The organism is Litchfieldia salsa, assembly GCF_900104555.1.
GTDB lineage: Bacteria > Bacillota > Bacilli > Bacillales > Bacillaceae_L > Litchfieldia > Litchfieldia salsa.
Genome location: NZ_FNJU01000003.1, coordinates 129,555 through 142,948, shown reverse-complemented (window position 1 = coordinate 142,948; position 13,394 = coordinate 129,555). Strand labels below are relative to the sequence as shown.

Below are 13,394 nucleotides of genomic sequence, written 5' to 3'. Positions count from 1 at the left end.
ATATCTTGAAGCTTCAATAACACCAACGATTCTCACTTAAAAATTTAGTGTTGTATAATATTTAACCCTAAGCTCTCCAATAACGCAAAATACTCAGGACAGGTTTTAGAAACACATCCTGGATCATTTATTTGTATACCTTCGACTCTTGAACCAATAAGTGCTAATGACATTGCGACTCTATGATCATCATGTGTATTTAGTGAAGTTGGTTTAGGGATACCTGGATACACTTTTAAGCCATCTTTAAATTCTTCTACTTTAATTCCTAAATTAGATAGTGATTCGCATATAACACTTATTCGATTTGATTCATGGTGTCGTATATGTTCAACATCTTTTATGGTTATTGGTCCATCAGCAAATGGTGCTATTGCGGCTAAGGTTAACGTTTGATCAGACATTTCTCTCATAGAAATTTCAAACCCACCTTTTAATTGGGGTACCCCCTCTAATTCAATAAAAGAAGAACCCTTTCTTACTTTACATCCCATTTTTTCTAAAACATCTACCATTTTAATATCTGGTTGCTTTGTTTCATAAGTTAGATTCTCTATTCGGATTCTACCATTTGTTACTGCTGCAAGAGCAAGGAAGTAGCATGCAGTCGAAACATCTGCTTCTAAATTTATATCTCGCGGAGTGTACGTCGAAGGATATACTACAATATTATTTAGATTTTTATCATATTGAACTTCTGCACCAAATTGTTTCATTAATTCTAATGTTAAAAGTACATATGCATGTTGAACAATATGATCTTTAATAGTAATTGTAATTGATTCTTTGAAATAAGGTGCAGCAATCAATAAACCACTTATGAATTGACTAGATAGATTACCCGAAAGGCTAATCACGCCTCCAGATAATTCTTTTCCTTTAATTAACAAAGGGTAATGACCTTCTTTGTTTAAAAATGTTATTTCAGCACCGAGCTCCCTTAAAGCATCAATTAATGGTGAAACGGGCCTTTTGCTCATACTTTCGCTAGCTTCAATTTCCCATGCTCCTTCACCAGAAACCGCTAATGCCCCTGGTAGGAATCTTGCAATCGTTCCTGCTGCACCAATATATAAATGACTTGATTCCCATTTCCCTCCATTACCCTCAATGTAGGCTGTTTCACCTTTAATCTCTATATTTACACCTAATCTTTTCAAGGAATCTATGCACCAGTAGGAATCGTCACTTTTTAAAAAGCCTGTCACTGTCGATTTACCTTTAGCTAGAGCACTTATAATGAATGCTCTATTTGTTAAACTTTTGCTTCCAGGTATAGTAATCGAACCATCTATTCTACTTTTGCTTGGTGAAACACTGATCATTTTCACTCCTTTTAATGGTGTCCAAGGGCTCCGGGCTTTTACATCAAATCCATAATTATCCAATATCACACACTCCTTATTATTAAATTTTTTATTATTTTCTGTATTTTCATTATAATTTCATTTAAGATATAAATGAAATTAATACATTTGATAACAACCATAGGTGGTATCTATATCATGCAACTTGACCTTTATCGTGTTTTTTATGTGACGGCAATTGAACAGAATTTCAGCAAAGCCGCAAGAAAATTATATATTACACAACCAAGCGTAAGTCATGCTATTAAACAATTGGAGGAAGGACTTGGTGTTCAGTTATTTGTTAGAACCTCAAAAGGAGTAACAATGACAAATGAAGGTGAAACTTTATTTGGATATATCAGTCCAGCTTTTGGATTAATTAATAATGCTGAACGAAAGATCTCTGAGCTGAAAAATTTTAAAAGTGGACAAGTTACAATTGGTGGTAGTGATTCAACTTGTAAACATTTTTTACTTCCCCATATCCAAACATTCCAAGACCTGTTTCCAGAAATCAGGATTAAGCTACAACATGGTTCAACACCTCAGATTTTGGAAAAGTTATCAACCGGTCTTATTGATATTGGTGTCATTCATTTACCGATTGATCACGATCAAATAAAAATAACCGAATTTCTAACCATTAATAGTACGTTTATTGTAGGGGAGAAATATAAAGATTTGGCTGAATCAATTCTGACCCTTGAAGACCTACTCAACTACCCTATCATTTCCTTTTCGGAAACAAGCAGTTCAAGAAGATTTCTAAAGCGACTATTCCAAAAACAAGGGCTAAACGTAAAGCCCGACATTGAAGTTGGAAGCGTTGAATTGTTAATTGAATGCGCAAAAATTGGAATGGGGATTGGATTTGTCACTAAAGAGTTGGTTTCGAAAGAATTATCTGAGGGTGAACTATTCGAAGTTCGTTTAAATGTAAAAATAGAAAAAAGAAAAATAGGACTAATAACAAAAAAAGAGATTCCTCTGTCACTAGCAGCAACTAAATTTTTTACACATTTAGTTGAAACAAGACTCTAAAAAATGGGCATATAGATAGATTTATGCCCTTTTGAATTTACTGAACCAAAGAAGCCGTTAGTAAAAAAAGTTCTATTTGAAGGAATGGTCCAGTAGTATTAGAAATATTCATTTTGATGTTAAAAATAGAGTCTATCCTGAATTAGTTAATAGATTTTGTTTATTAATTCTTCTTAAAACAAACCAGCTAATAATTAGATAGATAAAGTATAAAACAATAGCAAATAAATGGGTAAATACAATAGGGATGGTTCCTATAGCTATCTCTAATAGAGCAGATTGGTACCACTCAAAGAGAATAACATTCAATAAAAAACTTAGACCAAACAATGCAAGAAAACCAGTTTTATAGTTTTTAAATATTCTCATAAAGCCAACACCAACAAAAAAGCTAATCACACCCACTATTAATAAAAATATAAAAAACAAATTTGTAATTGTTTCTATATTCATAGAACACCTCTCTTAACTCCATCATCGACCCTTTATTGAAATAGTAGGTTTCTTTTAATCCTGGTTTTCATCCATTTTGTTATATTCACCATTTAGCTTATAAATCTTTTTTAGTGTTGCGTTGATATTATTCAAACTTATAAAAATAAAACCTAACATAACAAATGTTACTATCTCTCCAAAAGGATACTACTCCTAGAACTAAAAAGTAAAAACTATACCACCAATTATTCATCTCTATATTTTCCCCTTTGTAAATACGTTATCACTTCCACTAAAACACTTCTCCTTTTTAAAGAAATACTAACGTTAGCACACTATGCCATAAGGTAGTCAAAAGTATAACCAAAAAGGATTATGCCAACGCCGATTGTAAAATGAACTTTTCTTTCGTTCAGATCTGTTTTCTCTAAAATAGTAAAAATGATTCCTATCAAACCGATAAAAAGGGCACTAGAAATAAGGTAAGAACTATTCACAAGAAAAAGGTTCGGGAACTTTTGCACAAGTCCCGAAACAACTCCTATAACCCCTAATATTAATGGAATTCTTAGTTTCCAATACATCTAACTCAACTACCTTTCTAGTTGGAAGTTTCCAGAAATTGTATTAATATCAGTTTCTCTTTTAAATTCGCCATTAGAATTACTCACTTCAATTGACATTTTCCTCCTCATTCAGGAACTCCTTTCCTTTATTTAACATTTGATATTACTATACCATATTTTACCATTACATTTATTAGGATAAATTCCACAAAAAAGCGTCTAATAAATTACCAAGGATTCTCAAGAATGTTATTGAATAAAATTTCAGGTTGGTGTATATTAATACAATAATTTTAATGAAAAGAGGAGAGTATAACGATGCCCTTAATAATCAGAACCGCAGAAAAAGATGATTTAAACCAATTAACTGATTTGATGTATCAGTATATCGTTGATTTTTATAAAAGACCTAAACCACCTATTGAAAACATACATCGTTTAATTGAGACGTTATTACAAAAGAAGAAAGGTATCCAGTTCATCGCTGAAGAAGATGGTAGATTACTTGGCTTTTCAACATTGTATTTTAGCTTTAGTACAACAAAAGCTGATAAAATAACAATAATGAATGATTTATTCGTTGTTGAAAACGCCAGAGGAACAGGTGTAGGCCAAGAACTGTTTAAACAATGTGAAAAATATACAAAAGAAAATGAATATGCACATATGGGGTGGGTAACCGCAACTGATAATTACAATGCCCAAAGATTTTATGAAAAGATGGGTGGGTCTCAGAGTAATTGGTTGAACTATTCAATATAGCCAAAAAGTCTTTCTCGGAAGACCTCTAGATCAGAGGTCTTTGTATTTCTCTACTACTATTATCAATTTCTTGAAGAGTAGCTTTCAAGTTTAGAATTGATACTCTCTTACTTTGTAACTGTTAAAATCAACTCATCAATCGTACCAATACATTTCTTAACTTGAGGCAAATGGTAAAAGGTACTCGTTGTTTCGAAGTTATTTACTTCATCATTTTGTGAGTATAGATAAATTGTTTTTCCTTGTCCAAGTGCAATGCCAAATTCAATATGACTTCCTTTACCTGCTGGTAGTAATACAATGATAAAATCTGCTTGTGTTACTGCAATGGTTTCTAGCTTTCCTATTTCTTTTAATTCCTCATTTGATGAAGCTCTTTCATGTTTTGTCCAATCATATGTATGAATATAACCTCTATTTATTAACTCGTTGGTAACATAACGAACTGCTTCTATATTTTTAAAACTAGATGCAACATAAAACTTTTTCATGATTTGCTCCCTTTCTTAGGCTCGGTAAAATTAATTCAAAAAATATTCATTTCTAAATATTTTTCTTTCCAAAGGGTCTGTGTTCATTGCTCAACTTCTTAGGTTATCCGCAATTAACTTAGCAACATTTTCTAAATAAGTTCGTTGATGAGGTACAAATTCGTTTAGACTTACACTTTTAATATAGTTGAATGTTTTTCCAAATTCATTAATCTCGAAGCCTTCGATTTTGATTGTGTCTTTTTCTCCAAGACATAAATCAAAAAAATCATCAAACCTTGTTTTTGCAATTCCAGATACCTCTTCTTGTTGCAATATGAAAGTATCCTTATCTTTCATATGATATACATATACATGTCCAAATTCTCTATCTATAAAGCTATTTGAAATGATACAATCTTCAATAATCCCTAGTGGTATTAGTTCTTCCATTTCAACATTTATACCTAATTCTTCCCTTACCTCTCTAATACCGTCAGAAACACTTTCATTAGATAATATATGTCCAGCAGCAGTTATATCTAAGAGGTTTGGATAATCTTTTTTAACATCACTACGTTTTTGAAAATAAATATGATTAACTCCATCCTTTTTATCTACAAACCAACAATGGAATGTTTCGTGCCAATAACCATGTATATGTACCTGATCCCTTTGGGCTACGCCTATTTCATTTCGCTTCTTATCAAAGATTTTCAGTTCTTCACTCATCTTCTAATCTCCTTTTTCTTATTAAGAAAGTAATAAACTTAATTGTTTGTTATTATAAAATTGACACACTTTTAGCAGTTTCACTAGCAAAATCAGGGGCGACAGATTATTCAATTGTCGCAACTCAATAGTTCAAGACCATATGTTCGCTAGGTTTGGATGTAACAATTAATTTACCACCAATTTGTTTGGTTAGAATTAGGTGGATTATGCTTTTGTGCTTCATCTTTAATTGACTCCTGTCCGTCTTTAACATTCTTATCGCTGATTTGTTTATAACGGTTGGTTTTTTTATCTAAAAAATAACCAAATAACAAAAGTACTGCAATGAACAATCCGACAAAAATCCATACCAAAGCCATTAATTTACCTCCTTTATATTTCATTAACTTTTATTAATCTCCTCTTTTTAAAACAACTACTAATCCTCCTGGAAACAAGCATTTAATAAAAAATACACCATTCTATTAATAGACTAAATTTTCTTAGTTACAATTAATTCAGATTGAAAGATATGACTCCTCGAAGGCAGAAAGGAAGTGATACATAATGAAATGGATAAGACCATCATGACAAGAACACCTATAATAACGACGAGTTGAATGGATGCAATTTGAGCAGCAATTCCCATAATACTGGTTACTAGTATAACTAAAGCAGCCTGAATTAAATGATAAACACTTCCAATTCTCCCCATTACATCAACTGGTACATTGTTTTGGTAGAATGTAAGAAAACCTGTATTTGCATAGGCTATAAAAAAGGCTAGTGTAAAGAAACCTGTGGCTGCAACAAGAAATGAACTAGAAAAGGCAAATATAATATACCCTGTTGAAACCAAAACAGTCCCAACACCTATTAAAACAGAGGTGTGAATTTTCTTAACGAAAAAGGAGTTAATTAAGGCACCAATAGCAATACCCGCTCCAGCAATCGTTACTAAGAATCCATACTCACTATCCGACAAAGAAAGAACTTCCTTTGCAAAAGCTGCTTCAAGAGAATCCACAGCACTTGCCATTATGACCATCACACCACTAAACAAAAAGTAAATCATCATAACATATCTGTTCTCTCGGCTATACTCAAATACAACTGACAAGTCCTCTTTAATTACTTTCAACGATAATCTATTATCATCAGAAGATACTGTCGTATGTTTCTCTATATCTGGCATTGCCAATGTAATTACACCTGATAAGAATAAAGCAATCGCATTAATATAGATTGCAAATATCGGAGATCCAATAAAAAATAAGATTCCTGCAAATGCTGGACCTATTAAAAATGCACCTGATGTAATAAGGCTATGAAGAGAATTAAATTGTTTTCGTTGTTCTTGTGGAATTAATTTTGTTATATAAGTCATTGATGTTGGACCAAAGATTGAACTTGCTATATTAATAAAAAATACAAATAAATAGATTAGAGAAATTGTTGAAAAGAAAGGTAATAACGCTATAAATATAGCTCTGACTATATCAAGTAAAACCATTAGCTTTCGTTTATTCAGACGGTCTATTAAGCTTCCCGCCCAAAAGTTAGTACATATAGTAGCTAATGGCTTAATGATATACAAACCAGAAACTGCTAAAGCAGACCCAGTCATGTCTAATACAATTAAATTAAGAGAAATGAAATAAATCCATTCACCTATATTGGAAACTCCGATTCCGACTAATAATATTGATGGATATTTCCATGATGATATCATTTTCTTTAAATTCAATAAGCTCCCCCCAATAGTCATACCTTATAATATAATCTTTAAAAAAGGCTGTTTGCGTATAAATTCTTGCTTTTAAAGCCGCAGGATGAATACTGTATGTCTTAAAACAAAAAACTTTGAGAAAACAGCCTTATAAAAAGAAAAGAAAAAAATCCCACCCCCAAGACCCTAAAGCCTTGAGGACGAGATTATATCATCGTGTTGCCACCTCAGTTTATTAATATGTCACCATATTAATCTTATCAGGTACATTTTATACCTTAGCCCTATAACGGGGGCACCCGCCACACCATCCCCCATTGGTTCCAATGTGATGCTCAGAGTCTTGGTTCAATAACCTATTCTTACTCCTTTTCAGCAAACGGAGCTCTCTGGAAAGAATAAGGGTTATTTACTCTTCTCTTCAACGCATTTGTTAATTTGTATTAATTTTACTGAAGTTAACAATTTTTGTAAACGAATTTTTCATTTCTAACCTTGTAAAGTAATCTTTCAAACTTTATTTGAATTACTAATTAAAGAAAAACTTGGCTTATCGTCAAGTCCTAATTGCAAAAAGAAAACGCAATAGGTTCTTCTTATACCTAAACCTTTAGTAGGGTTTAAGCTTCATAAAGTGTAATTATATTTTTTTTAAATGAAAATAGAGTGAATAAAAATACCTGTTGTCAAGGTTTCATTAAAACTTTACCTGTACTCTCTCCACTTTCTAAAAATCGATGTGCATCTGCACCTTGTGATAAAGGAAATATCGTTGGAGAAGAAAGTATGATTTCATTCTTTATTATCAAATCAAAAAGGCGATTCGCCCTTTTAATTCTATCCTCGCTTTCAGTCACCATTTCCCATAAGTCACCTCCAGCAAGAGTTTTTGAATGTGTGATAAGCATCTTAGGATCTAATGGAGCAGGATCACCACCAGCCGTTCCGTAAAATACAACTGTACCACCTGGTTTTACAACAGATAAGCTATCTAGTAATGTACTTCCAACTCCATCATAGACAACATCTGCACCAACTCCAGTAAGGTTAAAAATTGAACTTAGCCAATCCTCTGATCTAAGAAAAACTTCATCTGCACCTAGCTTTAATGCAATTTCTTTTTTCTTGCATGTTGAGGTAACCCCAATAACCGTTGCACCTTTACTTTTCACAACTTGAAGTAAAAGTTGACCGACTCCCCCAGAAACTGCCTGAATCACCACAGTATGCTTTGATTGAACACTGAAACTATCATTAATTAGGAAGTCCGTTGTTAATCCTTGCAGCAATACACTTGCAGCAGTATTAAATGATATATTACTTGGAAGAGGTATTGCTTGGTCTTTAGGAACCTTCACAAGTTCTGCGTTAGCATAGGGGACATCCGCAAATCCAACACGATCACCTACTTTATAATCAGTTACACCTTCACCCACCTTTTCTACAAATCCTGCAGCCTCATAACCTAAAATGTTCCCCTCTCGCGTATAGCCACCTCTTCTTCTATAGATATCCGCAAAATTTAGCCCAATTGCTTCTGTCCGAATGAGGAGGTCGTTATCTTCCAAAACTGGATTTGAAACTTCTTGATATGTTAGTATCTCTGGTCCACCAAAACCGTCCATTACAAGTGCTTTCACGTATAAATCCTCCTTTTGTATTTCGTTTAATCTTTTATTTAAACTGGCAAAAGCTTTCAATGCTTGGTAATCTTCTAAAATTCCACCTGATTTTTCCTTTCCCTAATAAATATGCTGCAAATTCGATTCCCATAAAGTTAGAAATCTATTGAAATTGTTGAATCATTGGAGGTCCTTTAATAATGGGCTCATCACCACCTTTAGGGCGATAACAAAAGTTTTTTTATCTTCCATTTTCTTCTTGAAACATGGATAATTTATATCTATAGTTGGATGTGACCATCGATCAATAAAGTTCTTCATTATCCCTGTCATACTCTACTTCTTTTATTGGTTAACTTGTTAAAGTCTCAGTATTTCCATTTTTTCGAGTGCCACAATGAATAAATACCATGCTATCTTCTCTCTTTAAACAGCTCATCATTTTCATATTTTCTATACTTAGCTTATAATGGATTTACAAATCAAAAAAGCGGATTATTTCGATTGAATCAATCGTTTTTAACGATTAAAACGAGGTGGATAAATGGATACAAAGCAATTGATTACATTTATAACAGCAGCAGACCTTCTAAATTTTACACAAACTGCAAAAATCCTCAATTTTGCCCAGTCAAGCGTCACAGCTCAAATAAAGACCCTTGAAATGGAGTTAGGTACACCTTTATTTGAACGTTTAGGTAAACGACTAATTTTAACGGAATCTGGTAAGCAGTTTAAACTGTATGCTGAAAAGATGATTATGATTTCTGAAGAGGCTAAGGAAGTGGTAAATGGAAATGAGGAACCAACTGGTACGTTAACAATTGGTGCTCAGGAAAGTCAGTGTACGTACCGCCTCCCTGTATTATTGAAAAAGTTTAAAAAGGAATTTCCTAATGTTAAAATCGTATTTAAACAATCTTACTCAAATGACCAAGCAAGAGAACAGCTCTTAGAGGGCAAGCTTGATATTGCGTTTATTATGGATAAGGTAAAGCCTGTCGATGCATTACATATTGAAACACTTATTCAAGAAGAACTCAAGGTTGTTGTAGCAGCTGATTATCAGTTACCAATAAGAAAGGCAGTTTTTCCCCACCACTATGAGAACGAAACATTTTTGCTTACAGAAAAGGGATGCTCCTACCGAACAATATTAGAAGAGTCTTTTCATTTTGCAAATCTTTCTATTTTAAATAAATTTGAATTTGTAAGTATAGAAGCAATAAAACAATGTGTTAAAACAGGTCTTGGGATTGCTATTTTACCAGCAATGGTGGTTGAAAAAGAAATTAAAGAAGGAATAATGCAAGAACTAGCATGGATAAATTTAGACTCAACAATTCACACACAAATTGCATGGCATAAAGATAAATGGCTCACCCCACCATTAAGAGCTTTTATTGAACTCACACGTAGTACATTTAGAGAATATGAGAAAAACAGAATTACTGGATAATTTTGTTTGGTAAGTACTATATAATATTTCTTGTAATTGGTTTCCTTTATACCCGTTTACTTACATTATGAAGTTCCGTAATGGGATTCTTCGGTATTCAAAAATCTTTAACCTGTTAAATAATCGTATGTGATAAAAGTGATTACCCCTACTAAAAATAGAACCATCGCTGAACCAAGAATAACTCTTGTTTTATCCAGTACACCGTCTTCATTTAAAAAAAGCCCTTTATGGTTTGAATAAGTCAATAAATAACGTTATTAAATCCATACCTATTCCCCATCCTAGTTTTGAAGAAGTTTTCATATAATCATTTTAACAACATTTATTTCCTTTTATTATTAAGAAAAGACTTTCCTCGCGTTCTTCAAGAAACCTCTTTTCTAAAAAAAAGGGATTATCCTCCTTAGATTGATCCCGGTCATATTCATCCCCTTAGTTGATGAACAAGGTTTATATTCGATGAATGTTTAACTTATTCCAAGTAGCCTCCCAATTCTTAGTTAAAATACGCTGATTGTAAATGAATGAAAGCTCTTTGTTTTCAAGAAAATACGGAGTCGGTTTTACTTCCAAATTGACAACATCACTAATTCCACAAGGAGCTGTTAAAATAACTTTATCCCTTTCATCTAACTTTACTCCTAATGCTGTTGCCGTTTCTGGAAATTTTGAAATAGCATCAACTGAAGAAGAATATGGGTCAATATTATTTCTAATGTGCATTCTGGCTTCATTCTTTACCGACCAAGGAATCGTTGGCAAGAGATATTTGAGTCTACCTTCATTCTTCTTTTCTTCTAATTCATTTATGATTGTTGAATCAAAATAGATTACATCAATATCTGGTATCGGTGTTCTAACACGAAACCCATGTAATACATCCCAAATTTTTGATCTAACAAAGCCTGCACAAACCCACCAATCTGATAAGTTTAATACTTTGACTGTTTTTAATATTTCCATCATCCATTCATCTTCTTCTATAAGACTAGTAATTTCATCTTCAGTAAGCACAATTTATACCCCTTTATGAACTAATACGGATTCTTAAGGAAATGCCGCCCTTGTTGTTTTTATTTTTTAAAAATTTACGTTCTAATTTACTAATAAATTCAAAAGAGTGTTACATATTAAAACTAGAGTAATTAGAATCTCCATCAGACAAAACTTCACTACCAGCAGTTGAAACCATATATCATCAAATACCTAAAATGCTTTCAAAAGATTCACTAAATTTCTAGCTTCATTTTTCTTCCTTCTCCATCTATAAACCCATTATTCTTATAAAACACAAATGATTTATCAAACTGTGGTAAAGGTGGGGTGGCAACCTCTAATCGCTTCCATCCCACTTGTTTACCATATTCATTTGCTTTAGCTAATAACATAGAGCCAATTTTCAACGATCTATAACTAGGACGAACAAAAAATTCCTGAATGACCCCAAATTCTCCACCTGCATATAGAGAGTAGCTTGAACAGACTGATATAAATCCAACAATTTCCGTCTCTATTTCTGCCACAAAAAACTTGTAAGTTTCACTTTCCAAATACTGTTTACATAATTCCAATGATTGAGATTTAGCTGGTAAATTTAGTTCCGTATTGGTTTTTTCACAAATCTCTTTTATTAGTTCTTCGTATAATTCTGTAATAATACGATAATTTTCTACTTTTGCACTTTTGATTTCCACCATAAAATCATCCTCTTATTTTTCTATAGGATAAGAGCCTTCTATATAAATTGAATAAAACCTTCTTCATTGCCCTATGTTTTATATCGTTACAATTCGTTCGTGACTGGAAGAGTAGACGTTAAACGTATCCACTTGAATTACTACATAACAAAAAATTGATTGAACCAAAAGGTTCGGGCAACACTTTATTCAAAAATTTTTTCTATTGTCGTTATTGAAAAGCCATCTTTAATCTGATAATTATGAACCTCTGATGATTCATAATCATAAACAATTAAATATTCCTCATCGTAGACAGTTATTCCGAACTTTCTTTCGTTATTTGCTCGTATAGTTATCCAATAAGAATCCGTTGATTCAATTTTGTGAATCTTAGACTCTTTTAATCTTGCATTAGAAAAAGAACTCATTACTTCATCAATCCCATATTTATCTTCAATAACTACCTCTTTATTATCAAAAGTTCTTAGGATTTCTACACTGGTTACTTCACTTAGAAGCTCTTTAGGTACGTTATCTTCGAAAGATTTTGTCATTCCACTAAAAATGAAAAATCCAACGATTGCTATTACAATTAAAGAAGCGAAAATTAAATTGACTTTTTTCAACCGAGAACACTTCCTTACTTTCTATTTGTTCACTTTTTCCTACCAATATAAAGTAAATGAGAAGAAATACCAAGAATATATGGGTCTGTTGCTTCTTCTATAATTAGATCAATTATTTTGTCTACTTCTTTTTCACCTTTGTTTTTCCAGTAATCCCAGTTTTCTTTATTGAAGATTGCACCTACATTGGAGCCTATTAACTCTAGAGAATCAAATCCGTATGCTTCCATAAAAGGATTGATTTCTTCTATATTATAATAATATGCACCTGTAAAACGTCCTTCTTCTGTGTGATTAAAGCAACCTGATTGTGAAAATTGAGAAATAGCATCCATATTGTTGTTTGGTTTCCAATTCTCAGGAGATAAAAGCGATGTAAGTATGTGTCTAATTCGAGGCATACAGGCAACAAAAACCAGTCCAGCCTTTTTAGTCACTCTATTTAATTCTTTAACTGCTAAAATACGGTCATTTTCTTCCTGTAAATGGTACATAGGACCAAGCATTAATGCAGAGTCAAACTTTTCATCTTCAATCATACTAAGATCTCTAGCATCCGCTGTATAAAACCCTTCAAATTGTCCTTCTAAATCAAGTTCTTTTGCTTTATCTTTTGCAAATTCAACTAACCTGGGGGTTAAATCTGTGAGTGTGATCTTATAACCTCCCTTAGCAAGTTTCATAGAATATTTTCCTGGTCCGGCTCCATTATCAAGGACATATCCTGTTTGGGGCATATACTTCTTTATATAATGCCAGTTTACTTGAAACTCTATCGGTTCACGTTCAAGTCTTCCCCACTCATCAAATTGATTGTAATAGTTAATAACCTTGCTCATATTCTTCACCCAAATCCCATTTTTTTCTATATATTCGATACAAGTGAGGTCATATCCTTTCTAGAATTAACTTCAATTAAAAAAGTGTATCGCCAATTGA

Annotated in this window: 14 protein-coding genes and 1 other annotated feature; of the genes, 3 read left to right on the top strand and 11 right to left on the bottom strand. The window is 32.6% G+C overall.

Annotation, left to right across the window (positions count from 1 at the left end):
- Window positions 1–44: 44 nt before the first annotated feature.
- Complete coding sequence (gene aroA / locus BLQ56_RS07620; protein ID WP_090852903.1) at window positions 45–1,325, bottom strand: 3-phosphoshikimate 1-carboxyvinyltransferase; 1,281 nt, start codon at window positions 1,323–1,325, stop codon at window positions 45–47.
- A 180-nt stretch (window positions 1,326–1,505) separates the two neighbouring features.
- On the opposite strand from aroA, the gene BLQ56_RS07615 reads away from it, so the two are divergent.
- The gene (locus BLQ56_RS07615) at window positions 1,506–2,390 is read left to right on the top strand and encodes a LysR family transcriptional regulator (protein WP_238457209.1); all 885 of its coding nucleotides are present in this window, start codon (window positions 1,506–1,508) and stop codon (window positions 2,388–2,390) included.
- Window positions 2,391–2,522: 132 nt separating this feature from the next.
- On the opposite strand, the gene BLQ56_RS07610 is transcribed toward BLQ56_RS07615, so the two are convergent.
- The gene (locus tag BLQ56_RS07610; protein WP_090851861.1) at window positions 2,523–2,843 is read right to left on the bottom strand and encodes a hypothetical protein; all 321 of its coding nucleotides are present in this window, start codon (window positions 2,841–2,843) and stop codon (window positions 2,523–2,525) included.
- Between the two features lie 866 nt (window positions 2,844–3,709).
- Between BLQ56_RS07610 and BLQ56_RS07600 the strand changes: the two genes are divergently transcribed.
- Complete coding sequence (locus BLQ56_RS07600) at window positions 3,710–4,153, top strand: GNAT family N-acetyltransferase (RefSeq protein WP_090851855.1); 444 nt, start codon at window positions 3,710–3,712, stop codon at window positions 4,151–4,153.
- 107 nt (window positions 4,154–4,260) lie between these two features.
- Here BLQ56_RS07600 and BLQ56_RS07595 read toward each other — a convergent pair whose 3' ends face one another.
- The 5 genes from BLQ56_RS07595 to BLQ56_RS07575 form a co-directional block, all read right to left on the bottom strand.
- The gene (locus tag BLQ56_RS07595) at window positions 4,261–4,644 is read right to left on the bottom strand and encodes a group-specific protein (RefSeq protein WP_090851852.1); all 384 of its coding nucleotides are present in this window, start codon (window positions 4,642–4,644) and stop codon (window positions 4,261–4,263) included.
- A 90-nt stretch (window positions 4,645–4,734) separates the two neighbouring features.
- A complete protein-coding gene (locus BLQ56_RS07590; RefSeq protein ID WP_090851849.1) occupies window positions 4,735–5,355 on the bottom strand; it encodes an NUDIX hydrolase in 621 nt (206 codons plus the stop codon).
- Between the two features lie 173 nt (window positions 5,356–5,528).
- The gene (locus BLQ56_RS07585) at window positions 5,529–5,717 is read right to left on the bottom strand and encodes a hypothetical protein (protein WP_090851846.1); all 189 of its coding nucleotides are present in this window, start codon (window positions 5,715–5,717) and stop codon (window positions 5,529–5,531) included.
- A gap of 113 nt (window positions 5,718–5,830) precedes the next feature.
- Window positions 5,831–7,069, bottom strand: a complete 1,239-nt coding sequence (locus tag BLQ56_RS07580) for an MFS transporter (protein WP_386756488.1) — start codon at window positions 7,067–7,069, stop codon at window positions 5,831–5,833.
- A 190-nt stretch (window positions 7,070–7,259) separates the two neighbouring features.
- Window positions 7,260–7,500 (bottom strand) — a binding site (T-box leader).
- 252 nt (window positions 7,501–7,752) lie between these two features.
- Complete coding sequence (locus BLQ56_RS07575) at window positions 7,753–8,706, bottom strand: quinone oxidoreductase family protein (RefSeq protein ID WP_090851840.1); 954 nt, start codon at window positions 8,704–8,706, stop codon at window positions 7,753–7,755.
- Between the two features lie 526 nt (window positions 8,707–9,232).
- On the opposite strand from BLQ56_RS07575, the gene BLQ56_RS07570 reads away from it, so the two are divergent.
- A complete protein-coding gene (locus BLQ56_RS07570; RefSeq protein ID WP_090851837.1) occupies window positions 9,233–10,147 on the top strand; it encodes a LysR family transcriptional regulator in 915 nt (304 codons plus the stop codon).
- Between the two features lie 453 nt (window positions 10,148–10,600).
- Here BLQ56_RS07570 and BLQ56_RS07565 read toward each other — a convergent pair whose 3' ends face one another.
- From BLQ56_RS07565 to BLQ56_RS07550, 4 genes are all read right to left on the bottom strand, one after another.
- Window positions 10,601–11,116 carry a nucleotidyltransferase family protein gene (locus tag BLQ56_RS07565; RefSeq protein WP_090852897.1) on the bottom strand — a complete coding sequence of 172 codons (516 nt, stop codon included), beginning with the start codon at window positions 11,114–11,116 and terminating at the stop codon, window positions 10,601–10,603.
- Window positions 11,117–11,379: 263 nt separating this feature from the next.
- Entirely contained in the window at window positions 11,380–11,847 is a 468-nt protein-coding gene (locus BLQ56_RS07560; RefSeq protein WP_090851834.1) for a GNAT family N-acetyltransferase, read from the bottom strand.
- 185 nt (window positions 11,848–12,032) lie between these two features.
- Complete coding sequence (locus BLQ56_RS07555) at window positions 12,033–12,455, bottom strand: hypothetical protein (protein WP_090851831.1); 423 nt, start codon at window positions 12,453–12,455, stop codon at window positions 12,033–12,035.
- A gap of 29 nt (window positions 12,456–12,484) precedes the next feature.
- Complete coding sequence (locus BLQ56_RS07550; RefSeq protein WP_090851829.1) at window positions 12,485–13,294, bottom strand: class I SAM-dependent methyltransferase; 810 nt, start codon at window positions 13,292–13,294, stop codon at window positions 12,485–12,487.
- Window positions 13,295–13,394 lie beyond the last annotated feature (100 nt).

Bases quoted from the DNA above. Each gene is read 5' to 3' on its own strand.
- aroA (WP_090852903.1), bottom strand. From the start codon at position 1,325: ATGATCAGTGTTTCACCAAGCAAAAGTAGAATAGATGGTTCGATTACT.
- BLQ56_RS07615 (WP_238457209.1), top strand. From the start codon at position 1,506: ATGCAACTTGACCTTTATCGTGTTTTTTATGTGACGGCAATTGAACAG.
- BLQ56_RS07610 (WP_090851861.1), bottom strand. From the start codon at position 2,843: ATGAATATAGAAACAATTACAAATTTGTTTTTTATATTTTTATTAATA.
- BLQ56_RS07600 (WP_090851855.1), top strand. From the start codon at position 3,710: ATGCCCTTAATAATCAGAACCGCAGAAAAAGATGATTTAAACCAATTA.
- BLQ56_RS07595 (WP_090851852.1), bottom strand. From the start codon at position 4,644: ATGAAAAAGTTTTATGTTGCATCTAGTTTTAAAAATATAGAAGCAGTT.
- BLQ56_RS07590 (WP_090851849.1), bottom strand. From the start codon at position 5,355: ATGAGTGAAGAACTGAAAATCTTTGATAAGAAGCGAAATGAAATAGGC.
- BLQ56_RS07585 (WP_090851846.1), bottom strand. From the start codon at position 5,717: ATGGCTTTGGTATGGATTTTTGTCGGATTGTTCATTGCAGTACTTTTG.
- BLQ56_RS07580 (WP_386756488.1), bottom strand. From the start codon at position 7,069: ATGATATCATCATGGAAATATCCATCAATATTATTAGTCGGAATCGGA.
- BLQ56_RS07570 (WP_090851837.1), top strand. From the start codon at position 9,233: ATGGATACAAAGCAATTGATTACATTTATAACAGCAGCAGACCTTCTA.
- BLQ56_RS07565 (WP_090852897.1), bottom strand. From the start codon at position 11,116: ATGATGGAAATATTAAAAACAGTCAAAGTATTAAACTTATCAGATTGG.
- BLQ56_RS07560 (WP_090851834.1), bottom strand. From the start codon at position 11,847: ATGGTGGAAATCAAAAGTGCAAAAGTAGAAAATTATCGTATTATTACA.
- BLQ56_RS07550 (WP_090851829.1), bottom strand. From the start codon at position 13,294: ATGAGCAAGGTTATTAACTATTACAATCAATTTGATGAGTGGGGAAGA.